At 72.4% G+C, this 24,813-nt stretch carries 25 protein-coding genes and 1 pseudogene; 11 read left to right on the top strand and 15 right to left on the bottom strand.

The window, feature by feature from the left end:
* Positions 1-34: 34 nt before the first annotated feature.
* The 4 genes from AB0947_RS00325 to AB0947_RS00310 form a co-directional block, all read right to left on the bottom strand.
* Complete coding sequence (locus tag AB0947_RS00325) at positions 35-268, bottom strand: hypothetical protein (protein WP_103811724.1); 234 nt, start codon at positions 266-268, stop codon at positions 35-37.
* A gap of 467 nt (positions 269-735) precedes the next feature.
* Positions 736-2,199, bottom strand: a complete 1,464-nt coding sequence (locus AB0947_RS00320; RefSeq protein WP_366748039.1) for a catalase — start codon at positions 2,197-2,199, stop codon at positions 736-738.
* 205 nt (positions 2,200-2,404) lie between these two features.
* Positions 2,405-3,292, bottom strand: a complete 888-nt coding sequence (locus AB0947_RS00315) for a 2-hydroxy-3-oxopropionate reductase (RefSeq protein WP_366748038.1) — start codon at positions 3,290-3,292, stop codon at positions 2,405-2,407.
* A gap of 28 nt (positions 3,293-3,320) precedes the next feature.
* Entirely contained in the window at positions 3,321-4,169 is an 849-nt protein-coding gene (locus AB0947_RS00310; protein WP_366748037.1) for a TIM barrel protein, read from the bottom strand.
* 149 nt (positions 4,170-4,318) lie between these two features.
* Here AB0947_RS00310 and AB0947_RS00305 point away from each other — a divergent pair, with 149 nt between their 5' ends.
* From AB0947_RS00305 to AB0947_RS00265, 9 genes are all read left to right on the top strand, one after another.
* Positions 4,319-4,594, top strand: a complete 276-nt coding sequence (locus AB0947_RS00305; RefSeq protein WP_366748036.1) for a thiamine-binding protein — start codon at positions 4,319-4,321, stop codon at positions 4,592-4,594.
* Positions 4,591-4,953: a helix-turn-helix domain-containing protein gene (locus AB0947_RS00300; protein WP_366748035.1), complete on the top strand. Its 363-nt coding sequence runs from the start codon at positions 4,591-4,593 to the stop codon at positions 4,951-4,953. The genes AB0947_RS00305 and AB0947_RS00300 overlap by 4 nt, the downstream gene beginning before the upstream one ends.
* Before the next feature lie 151 nt (positions 4,954-5,104).
* Positions 5,105-5,617: a 2-oxo-4-hydroxy-4-carboxy-5-ureidoimidazoline decarboxylase gene (uraD, locus tag AB0947_RS00295; RefSeq protein ID WP_366748034.1), complete on the top strand. Its 513-nt coding sequence runs from the start codon at positions 5,105-5,107 to the stop codon at positions 5,615-5,617.
* Between the two features lie 4 nt (positions 5,618-5,621).
* Positions 5,622-6,017 (top strand): hydroxyisourate hydrolase, encoded by a 396-nt coding sequence (gene uraH, locus AB0947_RS00290; protein ID WP_366748033.1) that lies wholly within the window; start codon positions 5,622-5,624, stop codon positions 6,015-6,017.
* A gap of 5 nt (positions 6,018-6,022) precedes the next feature.
* The gene (pucL, locus tag AB0947_RS00285; RefSeq protein ID WP_366748032.1) at positions 6,023-6,946 is read left to right on the top strand and encodes a factor-independent urate hydroxylase; all 924 of its coding nucleotides are present in this window, start codon (positions 6,023-6,025) and stop codon (positions 6,944-6,946) included.
* Positions 6,947-7,010: 64 nt separating this feature from the next.
* Positions 7,011-8,423 (top strand): nucleobase:cation symporter-2 family protein, encoded by a 1,413-nt coding sequence (locus tag AB0947_RS00280; RefSeq protein ID WP_366748031.1) that lies wholly within the window; start codon positions 7,011-7,013, stop codon positions 8,421-8,423.
* Between the two features lie 68 nt (positions 8,424-8,491).
* A complete protein-coding gene (locus AB0947_RS00275) occupies positions 8,492-9,877 on the top strand; it encodes an 8-oxoguanine deaminase (RefSeq protein ID WP_366748030.1) in 1,386 nt (461 codons plus the stop codon).
* A gap of 278 nt (positions 9,878-10,155) precedes the next feature.
* Positions 10,156-11,523, top strand: a complete 1,368-nt coding sequence (locus tag AB0947_RS00270; protein ID WP_366748029.1) for a nucleobase:cation symporter-2 family protein — start codon at positions 10,156-10,158, stop codon at positions 11,521-11,523.
* A gap of 180 nt (positions 11,524-11,703) precedes the next feature.
* On the top strand, positions 11,704-12,081 hold the full coding sequence (locus AB0947_RS00265) for a nuclear transport factor 2 family protein (protein ID WP_366748028.1): 378 nt from the start codon (positions 11,704-11,706) through the stop codon (positions 12,079-12,081).
* A gap of 72 nt (positions 12,082-12,153) precedes the next feature.
* Here the strand turns inward: AB0947_RS00265 and AB0947_RS00260 are convergent.
* The 3 genes and pseudogenes from AB0947_RS00260 to AB0947_RS00250 all read right to left on the bottom strand — a co-directional run.
* Positions 12,154-12,349, bottom strand: a pseudogene (locus tag AB0947_RS00260) (IS630 family transposase); the annotation flags it as partial.
* Between the two features lie 174 nt (positions 12,350-12,523).
* Positions 12,524-13,288: an XRE family transcriptional regulator gene (locus AB0947_RS00255; protein WP_366748027.1), complete on the bottom strand. Its 765-nt coding sequence runs from the start codon at positions 13,286-13,288 to the stop codon at positions 12,524-12,526.
* Positions 13,289-14,272: 984 nt separating this feature from the next.
* Positions 14,273-15,712 carry an MFS transporter gene (locus tag AB0947_RS00250; RefSeq protein ID WP_366748026.1) on the bottom strand — a complete coding sequence of 480 codons (1,440 nt, stop codon included), beginning with the start codon at positions 15,710-15,712 and terminating at the stop codon, positions 14,273-14,275.
* A gap of 118 nt (positions 15,713-15,830) precedes the next feature.
* On the opposite strand from AB0947_RS00250, the gene AB0947_RS00245 reads away from it, so the two are divergent.
* The gene (locus tag AB0947_RS00245) at positions 15,831-16,232 is read left to right on the top strand and encodes a helix-turn-helix domain-containing protein (protein ID WP_366748025.1); all 402 of its coding nucleotides are present in this window, start codon (positions 15,831-15,833) and stop codon (positions 16,230-16,232) included.
* A 13-nt stretch (positions 16,233-16,245) separates the two neighbouring features.
* On the opposite strand, the gene AB0947_RS00240 is transcribed toward AB0947_RS00245, so the two are convergent.
* The 6 genes from AB0947_RS00240 to AB0947_RS00215 form a co-directional block, all read right to left on the bottom strand.
* Positions 16,246-16,668: an acyl-CoA thioesterase gene (locus tag AB0947_RS00240; RefSeq protein WP_366748024.1), complete on the bottom strand. Its 423-nt coding sequence runs from the start codon at positions 16,666-16,668 to the stop codon at positions 16,246-16,248.
* Between the two features lie 53 nt (positions 16,669-16,721).
* Entirely contained in the window at positions 16,722-17,342 is a 621-nt protein-coding gene (locus tag AB0947_RS00235; RefSeq protein WP_366748023.1) for a hypothetical protein, read from the bottom strand.
* 143 nt (positions 17,343-17,485) lie between these two features.
* A complete protein-coding gene (locus AB0947_RS00230; RefSeq protein WP_366748022.1) occupies positions 17,486-18,088 on the bottom strand; it encodes a histidine phosphatase family protein in 603 nt (200 codons plus the stop codon).
* An 81-nt stretch (positions 18,089-18,169) separates the two neighbouring features.
* Positions 18,170-18,730, bottom strand: coding sequence for a DUF4232 domain-containing protein (locus AB0947_RS00225; RefSeq protein WP_366748021.1), 561 nt, complete (start codon positions 18,728-18,730; stop codon positions 18,170-18,172).
* A 31-nt stretch (positions 18,731-18,761) separates the two neighbouring features.
* Positions 18,762-20,588: a trypsin-like serine protease gene (locus AB0947_RS00220; protein ID WP_366748020.1), complete on the bottom strand. Its 1,827-nt coding sequence runs from the start codon at positions 20,586-20,588 to the stop codon at positions 18,762-18,764.
* Between the two features lie 169 nt (positions 20,589-20,757).
* Positions 20,758-21,966: a pyridoxal phosphate-dependent aminotransferase gene (locus AB0947_RS00215; RefSeq protein WP_366748019.1), complete on the bottom strand. Its 1,209-nt coding sequence runs from the start codon at positions 21,964-21,966 to the stop codon at positions 20,758-20,760.
* A gap of 81 nt (positions 21,967-22,047) precedes the next feature.
* Here AB0947_RS00215 and AB0947_RS00210 point away from each other — a divergent pair, with 81 nt between their 5' ends.
* Entirely contained in the window at positions 22,048-22,674 is a 627-nt protein-coding gene (locus AB0947_RS00210) for a winged helix-turn-helix transcriptional regulator (protein WP_366748018.1), read from the top strand.
* A 56-nt stretch (positions 22,675-22,730) separates the two neighbouring features.
* Here the strand turns inward: AB0947_RS00210 and AB0947_RS00205 are convergent, their stop codons facing one another.
* Together AB0947_RS00205 and AB0947_RS00200 are read right to left on the bottom strand one after the other, a co-directional pair.
* A complete protein-coding gene (locus AB0947_RS00205; RefSeq protein WP_366748017.1) occupies positions 22,731-23,531 on the bottom strand; it encodes a hypothetical protein in 801 nt (266 codons plus the stop codon).
* On the bottom strand, positions 23,531-24,793 hold the full coding sequence (locus AB0947_RS00200) for a VWA domain-containing protein (RefSeq protein ID WP_366748016.1): 1,263 nt from the start codon (positions 24,791-24,793) through the stop codon (positions 23,531-23,533). Before AB0947_RS00200 ends, AB0947_RS00205 begins: the two co-directional genes overlap by 1 nt.
* Positions 24,794-24,813: the final 20 nt, after the last annotated feature.

Raw genomic sequence — 24,813 nt, 5'->3', positions numbered from 1 at the left:
ACCCGGTCTACGACCGCTGCCGTACGCGCCGCCGTCACCACTCGTGCTCCGACAGCCCCGGCCAGTCGTCCGGGCCGCCGCCCTGCCATTCGATCAGGTCGCTCTGCTCCACCTCGATCCGGTCCAGATCGGCCAGCCGCAGGATCTCCACGACGTCGTCGAGATGCGAGGCGATCCCCAGCGTCACGTCCCCCTCGGTCACCCGCCGGGAACCGTCCAGCGCCGGGGGGTGGACCACGATGTGCGGGTAATGGGTCGGATTGGCCATGCCTTCAGCCTGCGGCGCGCGAAGCGGATCTGCACGCCGGGACGGTGTCCGCACCGCACGTCACCCGGGCCGAGGTGCTCACCTGCAAGGAGCTGCCGGACAACGCCGAACGCTCCCTCACCGGGGGACATGACCCCGGTGCCGGGAGCGCTTGGTGGCCGTCCGACGGCGCGAGGCTGGGCGCGACAGGTCGTTCGCGCCGCCGGACGGGGCGGGTGGGCCCCTCGGGAGGGGCCGGGCGGGACCGCGGTGGACGCGACGGAACCGGGTTCCCTTCCCTCTGGTCGAGAAGGGGACGCGGGTCCTTCACCACCGCACTGGCTCGCGGGCCACCGCGGTCCTCGCCCTGCCCGCGCGCCGCGCCGGCGGCCATCCCTCATCCGGGCCGTCCGGCGTGCCGCGCGGGCCGCGTGCGGAGATCGTGACCTCCCGTCAGATCCCGCACGCAGCTTGCGGTTCCTCGCTGTTCAGTCCTCGCGCAGGGCGCGGACCGCCTCCTCCACGCGCTTGCCGTACCCGGGGTCGGCGGCGTGGAAGTGGGCCAGGTTCTTCTCGATCACGTCGTCGCGGGAGACCTGCGCGAGGCCGCCGGCGATGTTCGCGACCAGGCGGGACTTCTCCTCCGGCGACATCAGGCGGTACAGCTCGCCGGCCTGGAAGAAGTCGTCGTCCTTGGTGTGCAGGGGCGCCTCGTGGGTGCCCGTGTGGCCCGAGACGGCCAGCGGGGCCGACAGGGGGCGGCCGGTCTCGACCGGGCCGTCGTAGGAGTTCGGCTCGTAGTTCTTGGCGTGGCGGCCCTGCGCGTTGAGCGCCATGAAGCCGTCCCGGCCGTAGTTGCGCGCGCCGCCGGGAACCGCCTTCGGGGCGTTCACGGGCAGCAGGGTGTGGTTGACGCCGAGGCGGTAGCGGTGGGCGTCGGCGTAGGCGAACAGGCGGCCCTGGAGCATCTTGTCCGGGGACGGGCCGATGCCGGGCACGAAGTTGTTCGGGGAGAACGCGGCCTGCTCCACCTCGGCGAACACGTTGTCCGGGTTGCGGTCGAGGACCAGGCGGCCCACCCGCTGGAGCGGGTAGTCCCCGTGCGGCCACACCTTGGTCAGGTCGAACGGGTTGAAGCGGTAGTCCGCCGCCTCGGCCGCCGGCATGATCTGCACGTACAGCGTCCAGGACGGGTGCACGCCCCGCTCGATCGCCTGGAGCAGGTCGGTCTGGTGGGAGGCGGGGTCCTTGCCGGCCAGCTCCTGCGCCTGCTCGGCGGACAGGCAGCGGATGCCCTGGTTCGTCTTGAAGTGGTACTTGACGAAGAAGGCCTCGCCCTCGGCGCTCGTCCACTGGTAGGTGTGCGAGCCGTAGCCGTTCATGTGCCGGTACGACGCCGGGATGCCGCGGTCGCCCATCAGCCAGGTCACCTGGTGCGTGGCCTCGGGGGAGTGCGCCCAGAAGTCCCAGACGTTGTCCGGCTCCTGGCGGCCCGTGAACGGGTCCCGCTTCTGCGAGTGGATGAAGTCGGGGAACTTGACGGGGTCCTTGATGAAGAACACGGGGGTGTTGTTGCCGACGAGGTCGTAGTTGCCCTCCTCGGTGTAGAACTTCACCGCGAAACCGCGCGGGTCGCGCACGGCGTCGGCGCCGCCGAGGGAGTCGGCCACGGTCGAGAAGCGCACGAACACCTCGGTGCGCTTGCCGATCTCGCCGAGGAAGGCGGCGTGGGTGTAGCCGGTGACGTCGTCCGTCACCTCGAAGTGGCCGTACGCGCCGGAGCCGCGGGCGTGCACCACACGCTCCGGGATCCGCTCGCGGTTGAAGCGCGCGAGCTTCTCCAGGAGGTGCTGGTCCTGGATCAGGAGCGGGCCGCCGACGCCGGCGGAGGCGGAGTTCTGGTTGTCGGCGACCGGGGCGCCGGACTCGGTGGTGAGCACGCGCTGCGACATCGTGGACCTTCCATGCGGGTGTCAGCGGAAACCTGTTTCCGCTTCGTGGAGCCTAGAAGTGCGGCGATCTGAGCGTCAACAGTTTGTTGAACTGAATCAGGGCCGGAGTGGAGCCGGGGTGGAGGTGGTTCCGGGCCGCGGCGCCGCCTGGGCGCGACAGGACAGGTGTCGGCGGCGCCGCGGCCCGGAAGTCGGTGCGGGCCCGTCAGACCTGGGCGCCGGACAGGCGCTCCACGGCCCGCAGCAGGGCCGAGTGGTCCAGCCCCCCGTCGCCCTGGGCGCGCAGCGACGCGACCAGCTGGGCGACCACGGCGCCGACCGGCAGGGCCGCGCCGACGGCGCGGGCGGCGTCGGTGACGATGCCCATGTCCTTGTGGTGCAGGTCGATGCGGAAGCCCGGCGTGAAGTCGCGGTTCAGGAAGTTGTCCTTCTTGCGCGTCAGCACGGTCGAGCCGGCGAGGCCGCCGCCCAGCACGTCCAGCGCGGCCTTCAGGTCCACGCCCGACTTCTCCAGGAAGACCACGGCCTCCGCGCACGCCTGGATGTTGACGGCGACGATCAGCTGGTTGGCCGCCTTCACGGTCTGGCCCGAGCCGTGCGGACCGCACAGCACGATGGTCTTTCCGAGCGCCTCGAAGACCGGCCTGGCCTCGTCGAAGTCGGCCTGCTCGCCGCCGACCATGATCGACAGTACGGCCTCGACGGCACCGGCCTCGCCGCCGGAGACGGGCGCGTCCAGGACGCGGACGCCCTTCTCCTTCGCGTTCCTCGCGAGGTCTACGGAGGTCTGCGGGGTGATGGAGGACATGTCGATCAGCAGGGCGCCCTGCCGGGCGTTCTCCAGGATGCCGTCCGGGCCGTAGGCGATGGCCTCGACCTGAGGGGAGGCGGGCACCATCGTGATCACCACGTCGGCGTCCCGCACGGCCTCGGCGATGGAGGCGGCGGCCGTGCCGCCGGCGGCGGCCAGCCGGTGCAGCTTCTCCCGCTCCAGGGTGTAGCCGGTGACGTCGTAACCCGCCTTGATCAGGTTCTCGGACATGGGGGAGCCCATGATGCCGAGGCCGATCCAGGCGATCTTGGGAAGACTCATCGGGGGTGCCTTTCTCAGTGCGGGGTGGTCAGCGGGCCGCGCGGGGCAGCCAGTCGAAGGCCTCGGCGCTCGGCCGGTCGCCGGGCTTGTACTCCAGGCCGACCCAGCCGTCGTAACCGGCCTTCCTCAGCCGGCCGAGGAGGTCCTCCAGGGGCAGCGAGCCCGTGCCGGGGGCGCCGCGGCCCGGGTTGTCGGCGATCTGCACGTGCCCGGTCCTCGCGGCGTACCGTTCGATGACCGACGGCAGGTCCTCGCCGTTCATGGACAGGTGGTACAGGTCCATCAGGAACTTCGCGTTCCCGAGGCCCGTCGCCTCGTTGACCTTGTCCACGACCTCGATGGCGGCGGGGGCGCTCACCAGCGGGTACAGCGGCGACTCGGGCTTGTTGAGGGCCTCGATCAGCAGGATCGCGCCGATCCGGTCGGCCGCGCGGGCCGCGAGGGCCAGGTTCTCCAGGGCGAGGGCGTCCTGCTCGGCCGGGGCCACGCCCTCGACGCGGTTGCCGTACAGGGCGTTGAGCGCCGTGCAGCCGAGGGAGGCCGCGAAGTCGGCGGCGACGTCGACGTTGGCGCGGAACCTCTCGGACTCCTCGCCGGGGACCGACAGGGCGCCGCGGTCCGGGCCCGGCAGCCGGCCGGCGTAGAAGTTCAGGCCCGTGAGCCGGACTCCCGCGTCCTCGACCGCGTTCTTCAGGGCGTCCAGTTCGGACCGGGCGGGGGTGGGGGAGTCGGTCCAGGGCCACCACAGCTCGACCGCGGAGAAGCCCGCCGCGGCGGCGGCCGCGGGGCGCTCCAGGAGCGGGAGTTCCGTGAAGAGGATCGACAGGTTGACGTTGAAGCGGTGGTCCGCGGCGGTGCTCCACTCGAAACCCGGCATTCGGGCCGCGCTCCCTTCCGTGGGTCGAGTTTCCGTATTACGGAAGTTTCTTTCTGCGTAATGGAAGATTGCCGTCGGGTGTCGGAGCTTGTCAAGGGGGGTCGGCCGCCGGGCACCCGGAAAGCCGTGCCGGGCGTTAGGTTGAGCGCGTGCGATTGAGAGTGGAGTTCACGACCGAACCCTTCGACCTGGACGAGGCGCCCGCGCACGCCCTGGTGGCGCGGGAGGTCATCGAGACGGCCGGGCTGGACGCCGTCGACGTCGGCCCGTTCGGCAACACGGCCGAGGGCGGCGCCGACCGCGTGCTCACCGCGGTGGACGCGCTGCTGCGCAAGGCCCTGGAGGCCGGCGCCACCCGTGTCTCGCTCCAGGTCAACGTGATCGACGGCGTGAACGGCGACGGGGCCGCGGAGCGCGGCAGATGACCGGGGACGAGCCGTTCATCGCGGCCGTGAAGCCCCTGGTCGACGCCATGGGCGGGGAGATGCTGCCGCCCGACGAGGCCGGCCCCGACGACGTCGTGCTCGCCTGGGAGGGCGTCGACGTCGTCGCCGTGCGCCTGCCCCAGCTCGCCGACTCCCTGGACCACATCCTCGCCGCGATGGAGCGCAGACAGGGCCGGCCGCTGGCCGATCTGGACCGCAAGGCCAAGCAGGAACTGGTGCGCAGCCTGGAGGCGCGCGGCGCGTTCGCCGTGCGGCACGGCGTGGAGACCGTGGCCGGCGCGCTCGGCGTCAGCCGGTTCACGGTCTACAACTACCTCAACCGGGAGAAGGGTTCCTGACCGGGCCGGAAGCGGGGGCCGACGTGCCGTCAGGGCCCGTCCCCGCTTGTTACGCGGAATTTTCAACAAAGTGTTGACGGGATGTTTCCGAGGGCGTTAGCTATCGGCAGCCCGATCAGCACGACGGCCCATCGTGGCCACGGAGGCTCCCGTGACGTCGACTTCCACGCCCCCGGGCCTGGCCCGGTTCAACGATCTGGAGGAGCGCGCGGCCCTCGCCGCCCTCCACGAGGCGTGCGCTTCCACCGAGTGGGCCCGGCGGCTGCTCGCCGCCCGCCCCTACGCCACCCCGGAGGACCTCTACGCCGCCAGCGACGCCGCCACGGCCGAGCTGACCACGGCGGACCTTGAGGAGGCGATGGCCGGGCACCCGCCGATCGGCCGCCCCAAGCCCGGCGACCCGGCCTCCGCCCGCGAGCAGCGCGGCATGGCCGGCGCCTCCGACGAGCTCAAGGCGGAGATGCTCGAACTGAACCTGGCCTACCAGGAGAAGTTCGGCCACGTCTTCCTCGTCTGCGCCACCGGCCGGACCGGCGAGCAGATGCGGGACGCGGTCAAGGAGCGGATCGGGAACGCGCCGGAGCAGGAGCGGGAGATCGTCCGCACCGAGCTGGGCAAGATCAACCGCATCCGACTGGCCCGACTCGTCGAAGAGGACGCCTGACACCATGAGCACCAGCACCACCGCCTCCGTGTCCACGCACGTCCTGGACACCTCGATCGGCCGCCCCGCCGGGGGCGTCGCCGTCCGCCTCTTCGCCCGCGGCGGGCAGGGAGGGGACTGGCAGGCACTCGGCGGCTCCGCGACCGACGCCGACGGCCGGTGCAAGGACCTGCCGGCGCTGCCGGAGGGGACCACCCACGTACGGCTCGACTTCGAGGTGGAGCCGTACTTCGCGAAGAAGCAAGCCGATGCGCAGCAGGACGCCCCCGCGAACCGGGACAGCGGGCCGGCGGTGTTCTTCCCGGAGGTGGCGATCACGTTCGCCGTCGTACCGGGCGAGCACTACCACGTACCGCTGCTGCTCAACCCGTTCGGCTACTCCGTTTACCGAGGGAGCTAGCTCACATGCCGACCATCCTGGGACAGAACCAGTACGGCAAGGCCGAGAACCGAGTCGTCAAGATCACGCGGGACGGCGCCACCCACCACATCAAGGACCTCAACGTCTCGGTCGCGCTGAGCGGCGACATGGAGGAGGTCCACTACTCCGGCTCCAACGCCAACGTCCTGCCGACCGACACCACCAAGAACACGGTGTTCGCGTTCGCCAAGGAGTACGGCATCGAGTCCGCCGAGCAGTTCGGCATCCACCTCGCCCGGCACTTCGTCACCAGCCAGGAGCCCATCCACCGGGCCCGCATCCGCATCGAGGAGTACGCCTGGGAGCGGATCGAGACCTCCGACGCCAACAGCAGGTTCATCGGCGCCGACGAGGTCAAGCACTCCTTCGTCCGCAAGGGCCAGGAGACCCGCCTCACCCAGATCACCTACGACGGCGAGCGGTGGGAGGTCGTCTCCGGCCTGAAGGACCTGGTCGTGATGAACTCGACCAACTCCGAGTTCTGGGGCTACGTCAAGGACAGGTACACCACCCTCCCGGAGGCGTACGACCGCATCCTGGCCACCCAGGTCTCCGGCCGCTGGCGGTTCAACTGGACCGACGACGAGCAGAAGATGCCCAACTGGGAGAAGTCCTACGAGCAGACGAAGAAGCACATGCTCCAGGCCTTCGCCGAGACGTACTCCCTCTCCCTCCAGCAGACGCTGTACCAGATGGGCGCGCGCATCATCAACAACCGCGGCGAGATCGACGAGGTCCGCTTCTCGCTGCCGAACAAGCACCACTTCCTGGTGGACCTGGAGCCGTTCGGACTCAAGAACGACAACGAGGTCTACTTCGCCGCCGACCGCCCCTACGGCCTCATCGAGGCCACCGTCCTGCGGGACGGCTGTGAGGCCCGTATCCCGGTCGACATGACCAACCTCTGACGCGGGACGCGTGCCCCCGGCCCCGCCACCCGGGCCGGGGGCCCGCCACACCGGAGGGAACGAAATGGCACAGCCTGCGAAGGGGCCCGCCACAGCCCCCTGTTCCACCCCGCCGGAGCACACCGAGGACGCCGTCACGTCCGTGCACCCGGTGGACGAGAAGCTCCACCTCTCGCGGCTCGTCCCCGCCGCGCTCCAGCACATCGCCGCCATGTACGCGGGCGTTGTCACTCCTCCGCTCATCATCGGCCAGGCCTGCGGACTCGACATCGCGGCCCGCACCCGGCTGATCGCCGCGAGCCTGCTCATCGCGGGCGTCGCGACCGTCCTGCAGACCCTCGGCGTCAAGGGCCTCGTCGGCAACCGGCTGCCCTTCGTCAACGCCGCCTCCTCCGCCGGCATCGCCCCGATCCTCGCGATCGCCGAGACCACCACCAAGGGCCACCAACTCCCCGCGATCTACGGCGCGGTGATGGTCGCCGGCGCCTTCTGCCTGGCCCTCGGCCCGTTCTTCGGCCGGCTGCTCCGCTTCTTCCCGCCCCTGGTCACCGGCGTCGTCATCACCCTGATCGGCGTCACGCTGATGCCCGTACCGGTCGGCTGGGCGCAGGGCGGCGACAGGACCGCCGCCGACTTCGGCTCCATGCGGCACCTCGCGCTCGCCGGGTTCACCCTCGCCGTCATCCTGTTCATCCAGCGTTTCGGCAAGGGCTTCGTCAAACAGGTCGCGCTGCTGTTCGGGCTGCTCGTCGGCACCCTCGCCGCGATCCCCTTCGGCATGGCCGACTTCAGCGGCCTCCAGTCCGCGCCCGTCGCCGCGCTGCCCACGCCGTTCGCCTTCGGCGCCCCCGAGTTCCAGCCGGCGGCCATCCTCTCCCTGTGCATCGTGATGCTGGTCCTGATGACCGAGTCCAGCGCCGGCATGCTCGCCCTCGGCGAGATCTGCGACCGCCGTGCCGACGCGCGGACCATCACCCGCGGACTGCGCACCGACGGCATCGCCACCCTGCTCGGCCCCGTCTTCGGCGGCTTCCCCACCTCCGCCTTCGCCCAGAACGTCGGCGTCGTCTCCCTCACCCGGGTGCGCAGCCGCTACGTCGTCGCCGTCGCCGGCGCCGCCCTGCTGGTCCTCGGCGCCTTCCCGGTCCTCGGCGCGGTCGTCTCCCTCGTCCCCATGCCGGTCCTCGGCGGCGCGGGCATCGTCCTCTTCGGCTCGATCGCCGTCAGCGGCATCCGTACGCTGGCCGAGGCGGGCCTGGACGACAGCTCCAACATCATCCTGGTGGCCGTGGCCCTCGGCGCCGGCATCATCCCGCTGGCCGCGCCGACCTTCTACGCCGGCTTCCCGGCCTGGGCGCAGACCGTGCTCGGCTCCGGCATCAGCGCCGGCGCGCTCGTCGCGGTCCTGCTCAACCTGTTCTTCCACCACCTCGGCACCCGGAACGGGCAACCGGCTCCGGCACTCAAATCCTCCTAGGGTCCTGCCGTGCCCTCCCCGTGGACCCCTCCCGTCCACGGGCCGCCACCGAAAGACAAGGAAGCACGATGGCACCACCGGCAGCCGAGCGCATCGTCATCGAGAACTGCGCCATCGCGACCGTGGACGCGGGCGACACCGAACACGCCTCGGGACACCTCGTCCTGGCGGGCAACCGCATCGAGTCGGTCGGCGCGGGCAAGGCCCCCGAGGGTTTGGAGAACGTGGTACGCCGGATCGACGCGACCGGCCACCTGGCCACGCCCGGTCTGGTCAACACCCACCACCACTTCTACCAGTGGATCACCCGGGGCCTGGCCACCGACCACAACCTGTTCGACTGGCTGGTCGCGCTCTACCCCACCTGGGCGCGCATCGACGAGCGGATGACGTACGCCGCCGCGCAGGGATCGCTCGCCATGATGGCCCGCGGCGGTGTCACCACCGCCATGGACCACCACTACGTCTACCCGCACGGCTCCGGCGACCTGTCCGGCTCGATCATCCGGGCCGCCGCCGAGACGGGCGTCCGCTTCACGCTGGCCCGCGGCTCGATGGACCGCGGCGAGAAGGACGGCGGGCTGCCCCCGGACTTCGCCGTCGAGACGCTGGAGGGCGCCCTCGCCGCCACCGAGGAGACCGTCCGCACGCACCACGACGCCTCCTTCGACGCGATGACCCAGGTGGCGGTCGCGCCGTGCTCGCCGTTCTCCGTCTCGACCGACCTCATGCGCCAGGCCGCCGAACTGGCCCGCCGTCTCGGCGTACGGCTGCACACCCACGGCTCGGAGACGGTGGAGGAGGAGAAGTTCTGCCACGAGCTGTTCGGCATGGGCCCCACCGACTACTTCGAGTCCACCGGCTGGCTCGGCGCGGACGTGTGGATGGCGCACTGCGTCCACATGACCGACTCCGACATCGCCGCGTTCGCCCGCACGAAGACCGGCGTCGCCCACTGCCCGTCCTCCAACGCCCGCCTCGCGGCCGGCATCGCCCGCGTCCCCGACATGCTCGAGGCGGGCGTCCCGGTCGGCCTCGGCGTCGACGGCACCGCCTCCAACGAGTCCGGCGAACTCCACACCGAACTGCGCAACGCCCTCCTGATCAACCGTCTGGGCGCCCACCGCGAGGCCGCCCTGAACGCCCGGCAGGCGCTGCGGCTCGGCACCCACGGCGGCGCCCAGGTGCTCGGCCGGGCGGAGCAGATCGGCTCGCTGGAGCCCGGCAAGCTCGCCGACCTGGTGCTGTGGAAGATGGACACGCTCGCCCACGCCTCCATCGCCGACCCGGTGACCGCGCTGGTCTTCGGCGCCGCGGCCCCGGTCACCGCGTCCTTCGTGAACGGCCGGCAGATCGTCGGGAACGGCCGCCTGCTCACCGTCGACGAGGACGCCATCGCCGTCTCCACCCGCACGGAGGCCCAGCGCCTGGCTCGTATCACCGCGCGGGCCTGACCGGCCCGGGCCCGCACAGACTCCGGCCGGGAGGGACGGCTCCCGGCCGGGACCCGTGGATCCGAGCGGGATCCACGGCAGCCGTCCCCGGGGCGCGTGCGTGCACCCGCCCCGGGGACGGCCACCTCCACACCGCCCGCCCCCGCTCACGTGCCACCCCCGTCAGGTCCCTCCCCCGGTTCTCGGCTTCGCTGGAACAGGGAGGTGCCCATGCCCACCAGCACCACCTCCATGAAATCCACGTCGGCGACGACGTGTTACCCGCCCGGAGGACCGCCGTGGCCGACCATCCCGTAGACGAGAAACTCCCCGCCCTGAAAATGGCGACCAGTGGCCTGCAGCACGTGGCCGCCATGTACGCCGGAGTCGTCGCCCCACCGCTCATCGTCGGCGCGGCCATCGGCCTGAGCGCGACCGACCTGACCTTCCTCACCGGTGCCTGCCTGTTCACCGCGGGCCTCGCCACCTTCCTCCAGACGCTCGGCTTCTGGAAGATCGGCGCCCGGCTGCCCTTCGTCAACGGCGTCACCTTCGCCGGTGTCGCCCCCATGACCGCGATCGTCGCCTCCACCGAGGACAAGTCCGACGCCCTGCCGGTCATCTTCGGCGCGGTCATCGTCGCCGGTCTCCTCGGCTTCCTCGCCGCGCCCGTCTTCTGCAAGGCGGTCCGCTTCTTCCCGCCCGTCGTCACCGGCTCCGTCATCACCCTGATCGGCGTGTCCCTGCTGCCGGTCGCGTTCGGCTGGGCCCAGGGCCCGGACCCCCGGGCGCACGACTACGGTTCCACGACCTACCTCGCCCTCGCCGGCGTCACCCTGCTCATCGTCCTGCTGCTGCGCCGCTTCACCCGCGGGTTCGTCAAGCAGATCGCCGTGCTGCTCGGCCTGATCGTGGGCACGCTCGTCGCGATACCGTTCGGCGTCACGGACTTCGGCCCCGTCGTCCACGCGGACGTGGTCGGCTTCCCCACCCCGTTCCACTTCGGCGCCCCGCGGTTCCAGCTCGCCGCGATCCTCTCGCTGTGCGTGGTGATGGTGGTCTCGATGACCGAGTCGACCGCCGACATGCTGGCGCTCGGCGAGATCGTGGAGCGTCCCGCGGACGAGAGGACCATCGCGGCCGGCCTGCGCGCCGACACCCTCGGCTCCGCGATCAGCCCGCTGTTCAACGGCTTCATGTGCAGCGCCTTCGCCCAGAACATCGGCCTGGTCGCCATGACGAAAATCCGCAGCCGGTACGTCGTCGCGACCGGCGGCGGCTTCCTGGTCCTGATGGGCCTGTGCCCGATGGCCGCCTCGCTCATCGCGGTCGTACCCCGCCCGGTCCTCGGCGGCGCCGGTGTCGTCCTGTTCGGCTCGGTCGCCGCGAGCGGCATCCAGACCCTGGTCCGGGCCGGTCTCGACCGGGACAACAACGTCCTGATCGTGGCCGTGTCCCTCGCGGTCGGCATCATCCCGATCACCGCGCCGGAGTTCTACCACGCGTTCCCCGAGACCGCGAAGATCGTCCTGGACTCGGGCATCTCCACGGGCTGCGTCACCGCCGTGGTGCTCAACCTCCTCTTCAACCACCTCGGCAAGGGCCGCGAGGCCCAGGACGTCACCCACCCCATGGAGTCCGGCCAGGAGATCGCCGCCGCGCACTGAGACCGGCGGCCAGGACCCGACCGGCCGGGGGAGACGACGGCGACGCCGCGGGCCCCCGGCCGTTTCATGAGGCCGGCCGGCGTTCCGGGCGACATCCGGTGCGGTGACCGGGACGGTTCACCGTGATCGGAAGGCGGCTCGCGGGACGAGCGCACGCGGAACGGCTGGTATTACTGGGGCATGCAGGAAGAGATTGCACGCTCCGCGATCGACACGTTCATCTCCGCGTTCAACGCCTCGGACGACAGCTATGTGACTGCCCTGCTCTCCCAGGCTCTGACCTCGGACGTGGTCTTCTGGGGGCCGTTGGGCCGCAGCGAAGGAATCGCGGCGGTCGAGCGGTTCGTGCTGGACATCCGGAGCCACCCCGCGGGGACCGGCACGATGGTGCGCTGCTCGGCGGTGGACATGCCCGACGAGTGGGCCCGGTACCAATGGGTCTTCACCACGCCGGACGGAGGTCCCCGCCTGGCGGGAACGGATGTCGTCCATCTGCGGCGGAGCCTCATCGACCAGGTCATCGTCTTCGCGGGGGAGATCGAGCCGTTCGCCTCCTGAGTCGTCCATCTGTCGCTGTCCTTCTCCCGAACTTGCCCCCTTCGGCGTTCGGGCGCTGCGGTTCGCGGTCGGTCAGGCTGCGGTGTTGCGGGGGTGCAGTGCCTGGGTTTGCGCGGAGTGGTCGCGGTGGTGGGAGTCGGCCAGGGTGAACTGCCGCAGCGGGCCGGAGGACGATGTAGATCGGTGCGCCGTCGAGTCGGGCGGCGCGGATCGACTTGAGCGCGGCTACGGTACCGGCGGTGCCCTTGCGACGTCGGTTGACGCCCCACGGATCGGACGTCGCCGCACATCCAACTGCCACGACCGCCAACCCGGTGAACCTATGCGGTCACAGCCCCAGGCGTACCCTCCAGCCGCTGCCTGCGCGTCGACCGCATCAACAGACCCTGGACGCGATTGAGCCCCCGCCAACGGGCAGGGGCTCAGTGCTGGGCGGGCTCGGTCATTCCGGTGCCCGGTTGTACTGGGCGATGGTGGCCTTGCCGGTGTCGGCGTCCACGAACTCCAGTTGCCACGGACCGGTGTTCACGTCGAACTCCTTGCCGAAGCCGACCCACTTCCCGGCCATGCGGCGGCCGGTCGGCTCGACCAGCATCTGAAGCGCACCGAAGTAGCGCGCCCCCCGGTAGTAGCCGTCGCTCGCCGTCTGTTCGTTCCACGTGCCGGTGACAATGTTGCCCTCCACCTGGAGATCCACGGTGAGCGGCGAGCCGGGGTTCAGCGACCCCTGCGGCAGGCTTCGGCCGGTGAGCCTGTTGCCGTGCTGGAGCAGCACCACGTAGTGCTTGCCGGTGAAGGTCTGGTCGCGCCCCGAGCTGAAGAACTCGTACGTGCTCAGCCAGATGCCGGAGTAGTTGCCCCTCGGTGCCGCCTGTGCTGTCGGCTGGCCGCTGGCGGACGGGATGCCGACCGGGCTGTCCCGCACGTCGTGGCCGCCGTGCCCGTCGCCCGAGACGCGCAATTGCGGCACCGGCGCCGCGAACCCCAGCGCCTCGATCGGGAGCCCCGTGACGGCCTCCAGGGCGCGGGCGTACGCCGGCCGGGGTGCGGCTGTCTCGCCGCTCTCCCAGCGCTGTACGAGCCGCTTGCTGGCGTCGTTGGGCTGGCCTGTGCGCTGCCCGGCGTCCCGGACCGCACGGGCGAACTCGTCCTGGCTCATCACTAGTCCGAGCCGTACGGCCCGGAGCGTGCTGTTCGGTGTCGTCATGCGATCAAGCTACCCGGTAACACCCGCTAATGACACCGAATTGACGCCCCTTCTGTCGCCGAAATGACGCTCCTTGCGTCGCCGCGCATCGTGGCAGGTGGGCGCGATGTTGAAGCCCATGACGACCGCAGACAGTGACGGACAGGTCACGCACCCCGGATTGACCATCTCGGTCTACCGCTTAGACCTGGCGACCGGCCAGCGCACCCAGGTTCGGCCCCGGCGCCACGTACCGCCCTCCGACGAGCTTCCCCTCAACCTGGCCTTCCCGCCATGCGAGTGCTACCGCTGCGCCAAACAGGTGAACCGATGAGCCCGGCCTGGGACATGGAGTCACCCCCGGCGTCCGGAGTGTGCGCACGCTGCGGCCGGTGGACCGAGGCGGGCATCCGGCACTGGATACCGCGCGCTTCGGGACCCGAGGCCGACGTCGTCTTCTGCGCCGACCCGGCCGACTGCCCCCCGCCGCCGCAGGCCGACCGCCCTCGCCGGTACCCCACCGGCCGGGGAGCCTGACGCCCCTCCACACCGAGCCCCGGACACTCAGCCGTCCGGGGCTCTCGCGTGTCGGGGTGCCGCCCGTGCCGGCGTCGGCCGGGCCGGACTGACACGGGCTGACACGTCAGCCCGGCTGTCAGCCGTGTGATCGCCGACGTTGACGCAGTTCTAGGCGGGAGGCCGCTGCGGGAGCCCTGACAAGCGGCCTGACACGGGTCCGCAAAGGGGGCTGACACCCGGGCTGACACGCACCTCGGGCCCACCCGGACAACCTGTTCGCCGGGCCGGACACCGCGCGGGACAGCCGGTAACCCTGCGCCCGGCCGGGCGCCGTTGTCCCGTGATCCCGTCCGCCTGTCCGTCCATTGTCCGGACACCCTCGCCTGTCTTGTGAGGACGTCTACGGCCCCCATGCGCCCGGCGCGTGACCCACGGCCTGCCGCCCCGGCCGGGGTCGGGTACGACCCGCCCCGTCCTCGCCCGGCGTCAGGCGCGGCGCTCGCGCAGGAGCAGGGCCGCCAGGGCCAGGGCCGCGGCTGCGGTGCCCGTGGCCACGGTGAACGCCAGCCGGTAGCCCCCGGCGGTCGCGGGCAGCAGGGGCGTGCCGTCGGCGAGCAGGCCCCCGGTGCGGCCGGCCGCGAGCGTCGTCAGGACGGCCAGGCCCAGCGAACCGCCCACCACCTGCGTGGTGTTGAACAGCCCGGAGGCGAGTCCCGCGTCCTCCGCCCGGGCGCCCGACATCGCCAGCCCGGTGAGCGCCGGCATGGCCGCCGCGAACCCGGCGGACAGCAGCAGCATCGCCGGCAGCACATCGGTGGCGTAGGAGCCGTCGGCGGGCACCCGGCCCAGCAGGGCCATGCCCGCCGTGATGAGCACCAGGCCGGTCAGCAGCACCCGGTAGCCGCCGAACCGGGCCACGGTCCGCGCCGACAGCCCCAGCATCAGCACGCCGATCGCGAGAGGAGCCGGCAGGAACGCGGTGCCGGTGGCGAGCGCGCCGTACCCCAGCACCCGTTGCAGATACAGCGCGCCGATGAACTGGAATCCGTACATCGTGGCGATCATCAGTACCTGGACCGCGTTGGCGCCGGTCAGCAGCCGGGAGCGGAACAGCCGCAGCCGCAGCAGCGGGCGCGCGGCCCGGGCCTGGCGCACGGTGAACGCCGCGAACAGGGCGACGGTGAGGGCGGCCAGCAGCAGGGTGACGGTGGTGGGGCGGTCGCCCGCGCCGACGATGACGTACACCGTCAGCATCAGTGCGCCGGTGATCAGGGCCGCCCCGGGGTAGTCGGCGCCCCGGCCGAGCCCGGCGCCGGGTTCCGGGGCGAGCACCCGCACCGCGGCCAGCCACGCGGCGACGCCGATCGGCAGGTTGATCAGGAAGATCCAGTGCCAGCCCAGCGCCTCGGTCAGGGCGCCGCCGAGGAAGGTGCCGAGCGCGCCGCCCGCCGCGCCGACCGCGCTGAACGCCGCGATGGCACGGGCCCGTTCGCGTGGCTCGGGGAAGAGTGCCACCAGCATCCCGAGGACCACCGCCGAGGCCATCGCCCCGCCCGCGCCCTGCACCGCACGCGCCGCGATCAGCATGCCCTGCCCGGTCGCCGTCCAGCACAGCACCGACGCCAGCGTGAACACCGCGAGCCCCGCCGTGAACATTTGCTTGCGGCCCACCAGGTCGCCGAGCCGTCCCGCCAGCAGGAGCAGTCCGCCGAAGGCGATCAGATAGGCGTTGACGACCCAGGCCAGCCCCGGCCCGCTGAAGCCGAGGTCGCTCTGGACGGCCGGCATCGCCACCGTGACGATGTTGCCGTCCAGTACCGTCATCAGTGTGCCCGCGCACAGCACGGCGAGGGAGGTCCAGCGGGAGTACCGTGCTCCCGGAGCCACCGCCGCCGGTGACGGACCGTTCTCGATCATGGCCGACATCGTGTGCCGCCTCCCCGTTCTTCCTCGGCGCCTCTGTTCTTTCCGCGCACCTTGGTGCACGACTTGTAACGGGGAACATCGTGGGTGACCATGAGGGCCGGCGTAAGGAGGCAGCCCGATGTCCCAGGGGAACACCGGTGTTACCGTCCAGGCAGTGAACGCGCACGCCTGCCCCGTCCGCGAGGTTCTTGACAGGGTGGCCGGCAAATGGAGCGTGCAGATCCTCGTCGCCGCCGCGCACGGACCCATCCGGTTCACGGAGCTGGAGCGCGGCATCGAGGGCATCAGCCGCCGCATGCTGACCCTCACCCTGCGCAACCTGGAACGGGACGGCCTGGTGACGCGCACCGTCCATCCGACGGTGCCGCCGAAGGTGGAGTACGAACTCACCTCCGTCGCCCACGAGTTGCACGACACCCTGCAACGGCTGACCGACTGGGCCGAGCGCAACCGGGTGTACGTCGCCGAGGCGCGGGCGGCCTACGACGCCGAGCACCGGCCGGACCCGCTCGACGCATAGACCGCCGGCGGGACTACAGGCCGAACGGGGCGGGGTCCGCCGCCAGTTCCGCGAACACCTCGCGGGGGCCGGGCAGCAGCTTGCGCGCGGTGAGGTCCATCAGGCCGCCCACCGCGACGACCTCGGCGGCCAGGGTGCCGTCGGTCTTCACGATCTCCTGCCGGATCCGGAAGGTCTTTCCCTCCCCCCATTCGAACGCGCAGGTCACGTCGACCTCGTCGCCGGCGAGCAGCTCACGGCGATAGCGGATGGTCGTCTCCAGCGCCACCGGGCCCATGCCCCGGCCCGCCAGCCGGGCCTGGCTGATCCCGGCCGCCTGGAGCAGCGACCAGCGGGCGTGCTCCGCGTAGTTGAGGTACACCGCCTGGTTGAGATGCCCCTGCACATCGGTCTCGTAGCCGCGGACGGTCACACGGACGGAAAACGGTTCGGCCACTGCTTGCCCTTCTCCCTGTTCGAATCTCCGGTCGACCGATCCTGGCACGCCCGTCACACCCGGCGCGGTGAGGCCAGCAGATAGCGCGCTCTCGTCCGGGGCTCGGTGTACTCGCCCGCCTGCCAGCCGGCCCGCTCCAGGGTGACCGCACAGGCGGCCAGTGTCCGTGCGTCCGGCGCGTACACCGCGACCGCCTCCGGCTGCGGGGTCGCCCGGACCCGGTAGCCGTCCGTGTCCCCGCCCGCCGGCCGGTGCCCGGCCGCCTCCAGTGCGAGGGCCGCGGCCCGCACGAGATGCGTCCGCTCCCACCCGCACGGCCGGTCCGCCGCGCCGTCGGGATTCGTCATCCGGCGCAGCTCCAGCAGCCCCTGCCAGGCACTGTGCACCTCGCGCCGCCGCGCCGGGCCGGACTCGGGCGGCTCCTCCTCGCCGCCGACGCGGGCCGTGAACACGCCGGTGTCCGGCGCCGGCTCCACCGGTGGCTCGGGCACCGCGTCCCGTATCCGGTGGCCCGCCGGGGTGAGGAAGTGGTCGTGCGGCGGCCGGGGATGCCGGAAGGCGAGCCCCCGCTTCACCAGCGCCGCGAGCTGGGTCCCGGTACCGCGCAGCCGGCCGGTGACCGGATCGGCGTCCTCGATCACCCGCCGCTGCGCGGGTGTGGGCGGTCGGGTCACGGGGGGCTCCTCTCAGGGGCGTTGCCGGGGGACGGCCGGGGAACCGCCGGCGGGCCGCTCCCGAGGGACCGCCGGACGGGTGACTCCCTCGCAGGGTACGGCCCGGGTCCGACAACGCCCTCCCCCCTCGCCCCCTCGGTTCCTCACTCCCCCCGGGGCCGGATGTTCCACCCCGCGATGACCGGCCGGCCGTGCTCCGTGCCGAGCCGGCACAGTGCCCCCGTCGCGAGCTGGAAGAGGGCCCCGTGCCGCGGCGGCAGGCCCAGGCGGCGGGCGGTGAGGACGCGGAGGAAGTGGCCGTGGGCGATCAGGACGACGGCCCCCTCGGGGTCGGCGAGCGCCGCGTCGGCCTTGGCCAGCATCCGGTCGGCGCGCTCCCCGACCTGCTCCGGGGTCTCGCCCGGGTGGTCCGGCGGCCCCGGGGCGACGCCGTCCGTGAACAGGAACCAGCCGGGCCGGCTCCGCTGGATGTCCGCGGTGGTCACACCCTCGTAGCCGCCGTAGTCCCACTCGCGGAGGTCGGCGTCGACCCGTGCGTCCGGGACACCGATGAGCCGGGCGGTCTCCCGGGCGCGTTCGAGGGGGCTGACGAACGCCGCCCCGATCCGGTGCGAGCGGATCAGCGGGACCAGCAGGCGCGCCTCCTCCCGCCCGTGCTCGGTGAGGGGCACGTCGGTCCGGCCGGTGTGCCGCCCGGACCGCGACCACTCGGTCTCACCGTGCCGCACGAGAAAGAGGTCACCCATGACGGCACGGTGGCACAGGGCGCCCGCCGTCCGCAGGACGACTGCGCCAGACGGCGGGTCGGCCGGGGCGGCGGCCCCGCCTCAGGACCCGGCCGGGGTGCGGCGCGGCACCGCCATGGCGAGGGTCTCCCCGCAGGCGTCGATCGTGGCGGCCTTCCCGTGCGCGTCCGTGACGGGGACGACCGCGCCGCGGGTGTCGTGCGGTGCGCGGACCGAGGCCTCGCCCTGCCGCACGCACCAGTTGTCGTCCGCGCCCTTCGTGCCACGGCGCGTGTAGTCGAGGTCCACGGTCACGGAGGCCCCGCCGGGCAGGGTGAGCGAGGCCGGGCGGCCCCGCCCGGTGCCCTCGACGCTCTCCGCCTTGCCGTTGTGGATCTCCAGGAGCGGGTAGCCCGCGAACACGCACGGGCCGGGGCCCTTGTTGACGGCGGTGAGCCGCGCGTCGGGCCGGCCGGTTCCCTGCCGGGTGCCGTCCCCTTGGAGCAGGGACAGCGTCCACGTCAGCGAGGCGGTCCGGCAGTGCGGTGCGGCGGCTTCCGGTCCGGCCGTCGTGCCGGTGGCGGTGCCGGTGCCGCAGGCCGTCAGCGCCAGGCCGGTTGTGAGCAGGGCGAGGCCGCCGGCGAGGCGGGTGGTCACGCGCATGGTTCCCCCTTGGCGGTACGCGGTGGTGTGGTCAGGTGCCGGGGTGGACCAGCGTGTGCTCGGTGCCGACCGCCTTCGTGCCGGTGTCGGCGTACAGCGTCGTCTCCCCGTCGGACCAGCGCACGACGAGGTCGTTCCCGGTGCCGCCGTGGCGCAAGCCGCCGACCGTCAGCGCCTGCGCGTGCCGCCACAGGGCGTTCGGGCCGCGCACCCGCGTCCTGGTGCCGAGCCCCGCCGCCGAGGTGCCGGTGTACGTGTCGAGCGCGCCGTCCGCCCAGCGCACCAGCAGGTCCCCGCCGGCCGTGCCGTCGAAGTCGCCGCCGGCCAGCGCCGCGGTCTTGGTCCAGGTGCCGTTCGCCGCGACGAGCCGCGTACCGGTGCCGAGGCCACCGGCCCCGATCCCCGGGTACAGCGTGAGCGCGCCGTCGGCCCAGCGGACCAGCAGCCCCGTGCCCCCGTCCGGCCCGAACGCCCCGGAGGTGAACTGGACGGCCTTCTTCCACGCGGAGCCGGGGGGCGCCATCCGGATCTCCCGGCCCAGGCCGGCGGGGCCGGGCCCCGGGTAGAGGGTGACCTCGCCGTCGGACCAGCGCACCAGCAGGCCGGACCGGTCGCCGTCGGTGAAGGTGCCGCCGGTCAGGGCGCGGGCGTGGGTCCAGGTGGAGTTGGCCCGCAGCAGCCGCTTCTCGGCGAGGAAACCGCCCTTGCCGTCACCCGGGTGGAGGGTGATCCCGCCGTCGGACCAGACCACGAGCAGATCGCCGCGCCGGTCGCCGGTGTAGTCGCCGGACGCCATGAGCGCGGCCCCGCGCCAGCGTGCGGCGCCGCCCGGCAGCGTGCCCTTGATCCCCCGGTACGGCGGCAGGTCGGCGGGCGGGGTCCGGTCGGCGACGGCGTCGGCGAGGAGGTTGGCGGCGTCCGCGCCGAACGCGGTGGCGTAGCTGATGTAGTCGGCGTTCGCGTCGTTGCCGCCGCCGTTGTAGCCGCCGAGGTCGCCGATGACGTGCCCGGTGCGGCCGTCGTCCTCGTAGCCGGTGATCCACGGGCTGCCGGAGACGCCGCCGTAGTAGCCGCCGCAGGTCATCGACAGCTGGCGGTAGCCGCGCAGTTGTTTGGTCGGGACCGTGCACTTGACGGCGCGTCCGGCGGTGTTGTGCCGGTGCGAGGGGTAGCCGACGACGGTGACGTTCCGGTGGGTGTAGCCGGCCGGCCGGGTGAAGGTCAGGCCGCCGCCCACCGCGTCCTGGAGGGACGTGCCCCGCTGGTTGGCCGAGACCCGGGCGAACGCGGTGTCCAGGTCGGACGCGGTCTTCCTGGTGGTGGCCGAACCGCGGTCGGGCACGTACCGGGGGTCGACGAAGATCCGCTGGATGTGGAAGATGCCGTACGGCTGCCGGTCGGGGGCCGCGCCCTTGACGAACTTCGGGACGAAGACATAGTCGGCGTTCATGTTCAGCGCGCAGTGGGCCGCGGTGAGGACGATGTTCCGCGCCTTGGTGTCGATCACGCTGCCGGTGCAGTGCCAGGTGGTGCCACGCGGTCCGTCGGCGCCGAAGAACGTTCCGACCAGGCGGGTTCCCTGGAACAGGGTGCCCTGCGGCCGGGCCGCCGCCGCGGGCGCCGCGCCCGGCTCCGACGGCGGGTGCCGCGCCGCGTCCAGCGGCCGGGCGTCGGCCATGCGCTGCGCGGTCCAGAACGCCGCGGCCTGCCGTGCCTCCCGCCCCGCGGCGGGCGCGGACGGCCGCAGCTCCTCTCCGGCGCGGGCGCCGGGCGCCGTGAGGCCGAGTACCACCGCGCACAGCACGGCGACGGCCGTACGGCGCCTTCCGCGCGTACGGCGTTGTCCGTACGAGAACACCGCTGCTCCCCCTGGTCTGACATCCCCGGCCGGTCCGCCGGAACCGGACCGGGGGTGCCGCGCCGGTCAGGCGCGCGCACCGGCAGCCGGCGGGCGGTCCGCCCCCGTCGGACCCCCGGTCGTCGACGGGGGCGATCTTCGCACGAAACGCGCGGCACGGGCCAGGCGCCTACTGCCGGTACCCGCCGAGGAACCTGCCGATCCGGCCGATGGCCGCCTCCAGGTCGTCCGCGTGCGGCAGGGTCAGGATGCGGAAGTGGTCGGGGGAGGGCCAGTTGAAGCCGGTGCCCTGGACCACCTGGATCTTCTCGCGCAGCAGCAGGTCCAGGACGAACTTCTCGTCGTCGTGGATCGGGTGGACCTTGGGGTCGATGCGCGGGAACGCGTACAGCGCGCCCTTGGGCTTGACGCAGGACACGCCCGGGATCTCGTTGAGCTTCTCCCAGGCCACGTTCCGCTGCTCGTACAACCGCCCGCCGGGCGCGGTGAGTTCGCCGATGGACTGGCGTCCGCCGAGCGCGGCCTGGATGGCGTACTGGGCGGGCGCGTTGGCGCACAGCCGCATGGAGGCCAGCATGGTCAGGCCCTCCAGGTAGTCCCTGGCGTGCTGCTTCGGCCCGGTGACGACCAGCCAGCCGGAGCGGAAGCCCGCCACCCGGTAGGTCTTGGACAGGCCGCAGAAGGTGAGGACGACGAGGTCGGGGGCGAGCGCCGCGGCCGAGTGGTGGACGGCGTCGTCGTAGAGGATCTGGTCGTAGATCTCGTCGGCGAACACCATCAGGCCGTGCCGGCGGGCCAGGTCGAGGATGCCCTCGACGACCTCCTTGGGGTAGACCGCGCCGGTCGGGTTGTTCGGGTTGATGATGACCACGGCCTTGGTGCGGTCGGTGATCTTCGACGCCATGTCGGCCAGGTCAGGGTTCCAGTCGGCCTGTTCGTCGCACAGGTAGTGCACGGCCTTGCCTCCGGCCAGTGTGGTGACCGCCGTCCAGAGGGGGAAGTCCGGTGCGGGGACGAGGACTTCGTCGCCGTCCTCGATCAGCGCCTGTACGGCCATGGAGACCAGTTCCGAGACGCCGTTGCCCAGGTAGACGTCGTCCACGTCCACGTCGAGGCCCAGGGTCTGGTAGCGCTGGGCGACCGCGCGGCGGGCGGAGAGGACGCCGCGGGAGTCCGTGTAGCCGTGGGCCCGCGGCAGCATCCGGATCATGTCCTGGACGATCTCCTCCGGCGCCTCGAAGCCGAAGGCCGCGGGATTGCCGGTGTTCAGGCGCAGCACGCTGTGCCCCGCCTCCTCCAGCGCGTCGGCGTGCTCGATCACCGGGCCGCGGATCTCGTAGCACACCTCGCTGAGCTTGTTGGACTGCCGGAACTCCATGCGCCCCTCCGGAAACTCGTGGTGCTTGGTTTTACCAAGCGGGAGCTTGGAAAGTCCAACAACGCGTCTAGACTGCGCCGCATGTCTCCTCGCCGAAGCTACGACCAGTACTGCTCCGCCGCCCGCGCCCTCGACCTCGTCGGCGACCGCTGGACCCTGCTGATCGTCCGCGAGCTGCTCGCCGGCCCGCGCCGCTACACGGACCTGCACGCGGACCTGCCCGGCGTCAGCACGGACGTACTCGCCTCGCGGCTGAAGGACATGGAACGGGACGGGCTCACCACCCGACGGCGGCTGCCCCCGCCGGGCGCGGCGTACGTGTACGAACTCACCGGCCGGGGACGCCGGCTGCTGCCCGTGCTCCAGGCGCTGGGCACGTGGGGCGAGGAGGAACTGGGGGAGCGCAGGCCCACCGACGCCGTCCGCGCGCACTGGTTCGCGCTGCCGCTGCTGCGGGCGCTGGACGGCCAGGGCGTCGTGGAAGTCCGCCTGGAGGAGGGGGACTTCCACCTCCACGTCGGCGCGGATCAGGGCCCGGTGTACGGCGACGGGCCCGCCCCCGGCGAGGCGGACGCGCGGCTGGAGATGGACGCGGCGACCTGCGAGGCCATCGCCCGCGGGGAGAGCCGGCTGCCGGACGCGGTGCGCGACGGCCGGGTCACGGTGACCGGGGACGGCACGCTCGCCAAGGCGCTGCGGGAGGCGTGACCGCCCGGAGAAACGCGAAGGCCCGCCGTCCGGCGGGCCTTCGCACCATCAGCTCGTCACACGTTCGGCGGCACCCGGGACGGCCGCCCGGACCCCCGGGTCAGCACGTACCCCCCGATCCCGGCGAGCGCGGCCAGCACCGCGCCGATCCCGGTCCACACCCACCGGTCGGACCACCAGCCGGACGACCAGCCGTCGTCCGACCCGAAGCTGGACAGCACGGCACCCTTGGCACCGGCCGCGTCCTTCCGCGACGTGACGGCGATGCCGGGGACGAGCGGCTTGCCCAGCGAGCCGTCCACGGCCGCCGCGCCGCCGATGTCCTTGGAGTCGACGCGCACCTCGGCGCCCACCGGCTTGCCGAGGTCGGCGGCGGCGAGGTCCACCACCGTCAGCCGGACGTAGTACGTGCCCGGCAGCGGGTCGTTGGCCCACGGCTCCGCCCAGCCCCGCACCGTGCGCAGCACACAGGCCAGTTCGACCGAGCCGGCGCCCTGCGCGGCGGTCCGGCTCTGGGCGCCGTACTGGCAGGACTGGCGGCGCCGCAGCCCGTCGTACACGTCGAGCTGCCAGGTCTCGGAGCCGTGCGCACCGGGGAGTTTCACCGTCGCCCTGACGGTGGGGCGCTGCCCGGTGTCCGCCGGGAAGGACCAGTACAGGTAGTCGCCGGTGGAGCCGGAGGCGGTGGCCTGCTGCCCCTGGTCGATCTCGGTCGCCGTACGGAAGGAGGTGCCCGCCCGGGTGGGCGCGTCGCCGTCGGCGGAGGCGCTCGGGGAGGGCGAGGAGCCGGCGGCAGCCGGTCCGGCGGCCAGCCCCAGCGCCAGCAGGGCGGCGCCCAGCACACGTGTGATCCGCATCAGTTCGTCCTCCAGACGGCGACCCGCCAGCGCGACAGCCAGCCCCACAGCAGACCCGCGAGGAAGCCGATCAGCACCAGCGTGCCGAGCAGCCACCAGCCACGGCCGAGACCGAACGCGGCCACGTCGTGGTGACCGGACGGCCCGTCCACGACGTCGACGGTCAGCTCCAGCGGCAGACCGGGGGTCGTCTTCACGCCCGACGCGGCCGAGAAGGAGCTGGTGACCTGGAGGCACACCGTCTCCGCGGGCGCCGCGTCGTCGTCGCTGTCCGGCCGGGGGTAGCGCAGGCCGGTGGAGACGACGTCCGTGCGGCCGGTGCCGGCGGCCTCGCCGCGGACGATCTCCCGGCCGTGCACGGTCACCGCCCGCAGCAGCACACCGTAGTCCGGCTGGACGGCCCGGTCGTCCGCCACGCTCACCGAGGCGCGCAGTTCCTGGCCGGGCTCCACGTCCACCTTGTACCAGCGCTGCCGCCCGAACCCGGCGCGGTCGGTGTACAGCCCGGACTTCAGCGCCGGCGCCTGCTCGCACCGGTCCGCGCCCTCGGTGGCCACCGGTGTGACCACGGGGTCGGCCGCCCGGTCCACCAACTCGCCGACGCGGTCGCTCAGTTCCTCCTTGTGCCGCACGTCGGTGTAGGTGCCGCCGGTGGCGTCGGCGATGCAGCTGAGCTGGTCGCGGGTCTTGGCGTCCGGCACCAGGCCGAGGGTGTCGATGGTCAGCCCGATGCCCTTGGCGGCTATCTCCCGGGCCACCTCGCACGGGTCGAGCGGCTGGCAGGTGTCCTCGCCGTCGCTGATCAGGACGATACGGCGGGTGCCGTCACCGCCGTTCAGGTCGTCCGCCGCCTTCAGCAGCGCGGGCCCGATCGGCGTCCAGCCGGTCGGCGCCAGGGTGGCCACGGCCGTCTTCGCGTCGGTCCGGTTCAGCGGGCCCACCGGGTAGAGCTGCTCGGTGTCCTTGCAGCCCTCCTTGCGGTCGTTTCCGCGGTAGCTGGCGCCGAGGGTACGGATGCCGAGCCGGACCTCTTCGGGGGTCGCGTCCAGCACCTCGTTGAACGCCTGCTTCGCCGCGGCCATCCGGGTGCCGCCGTCGATGTCACGGGTGCGCATGGAACCGCTGACGTCCAGCACCAGTTCGACCTTCGGGGCGGCCTGGTCCGTCTCGTCGGCGACCGCACCGGCGGGAAAGGCGATCCCGGCCGTCAGGGCGGCGAGCAGAGCACAGACGCCCGCCGCCAGCCGTTGTCTTCTGATCATCGCCGGATCTTATTGATCGG

Source organism: Streptomyces sp. NPDC047841, from assembly GCF_040704085.1.
GTDB lineage: Bacteria > Actinomycetota > Actinomycetes > Streptomycetales > Streptomycetaceae > Streptomyces > Streptomyces argyrophylli.
This window is presented reverse-complemented; position numbering and strand designations above follow the sequence as displayed.

Coding starts and splice junctions, on each gene's coding strand:
- AB0947_RS00325 (WP_103811724.1), bottom strand. CDS start 268: ATGGCCAATCCGACCCATTACCCGCACATCGTGGTCCACCCCCCGGCG.
- AB0947_RS00320 (WP_366748039.1), bottom strand. CDS start 2,199: ATGTCGCAGCGCGTGCTCACCACCGAGTCCGGCGCCCCGGTCGCCGAC.
- AB0947_RS00315 (WP_366748038.1), bottom strand. CDS start 3,292: ATGAGTCTTCCCAAGATCGCCTGGATCGGCCTCGGCATCATGGGCTCC.
- AB0947_RS00310 (WP_366748037.1), bottom strand. CDS start 4,169: ATGCCGGGTTTCGAGTGGAGCACCGCCGCGGACCACCGCTTCAACGTC.
- AB0947_RS00300 (WP_366748035.1), top strand. CDS start 4,591: ATGACCGGGGACGAGCCGTTCATCGCGGCCGTGAAGCCCCTGGTCGAC.
- uraH (WP_366748033.1), top strand. CDS start 5,622: ATGAGCACCAGCACCACCGCCTCCGTGTCCACGCACGTCCTGGACACC.
- pucL (WP_366748032.1), top strand. CDS start 6,023: ATGCCGACCATCCTGGGACAGAACCAGTACGGCAAGGCCGAGAACCGA.
- AB0947_RS00280 (WP_366748031.1), top strand. CDS start 7,011: ATGGCACAGCCTGCGAAGGGGCCCGCCACAGCCCCCTGTTCCACCCCG.
- AB0947_RS00275 (WP_366748030.1), top strand. CDS start 8,492: ATGGCACCACCGGCAGCCGAGCGCATCGTCATCGAGAACTGCGCCATC.
- AB0947_RS00265 (WP_366748028.1), top strand. CDS start 11,704: ATGCAGGAAGAGATTGCACGCTCCGCGATCGACACGTTCATCTCCGCG.
- AB0947_RS00255 (WP_366748027.1), bottom strand. CDS start 13,288: ATGACGACACCGAACAGCACGCTCCGGGCCGTACGGCTCGGACTAGTG.
- AB0947_RS00250 (WP_366748026.1), bottom strand. CDS start 15,712: ATGTCGGCCATGATCGAGAACGGTCCGTCACCGGCGGCGGTGGCTCCG.
- AB0947_RS00245 (WP_366748025.1), top strand. CDS start 15,831: ATGTCCCAGGGGAACACCGGTGTTACCGTCCAGGCAGTGAACGCGCAC.
- AB0947_RS00230 (WP_366748022.1), bottom strand. CDS start 18,088: ATGGGTGACCTCTTTCTCGTGCGGCACGGTGAGACCGAGTGGTCGCGG.
- AB0947_RS00225 (WP_366748021.1), bottom strand. CDS start 18,730: ATGCGCGTGACCACCCGCCTCGCCGGCGGCCTCGCCCTGCTCACAACC.
- AB0947_RS00215 (WP_366748019.1), bottom strand. CDS start 21,966: ATGGAGTTCCGGCAGTCCAACAAGCTCAGCGAGGTGTGCTACGAGATC.
- AB0947_RS00210 (WP_366748018.1), top strand. CDS start 22,048: ATGTCTCCTCGCCGAAGCTACGACCAGTACTGCTCCGCCGCCCGCGCC.
- AB0947_RS00205 (WP_366748017.1), bottom strand. CDS start 23,531: ATGCGGATCACACGTGTGCTGGGCGCCGCCCTGCTGGCGCTGGGGCTG.
- AB0947_RS00200 (WP_366748016.1), bottom strand. CDS start 24,793: ATGATCAGAAGACAACGGCTGGCGGCGGGCGTCTGTGCTCTGCTCGCC.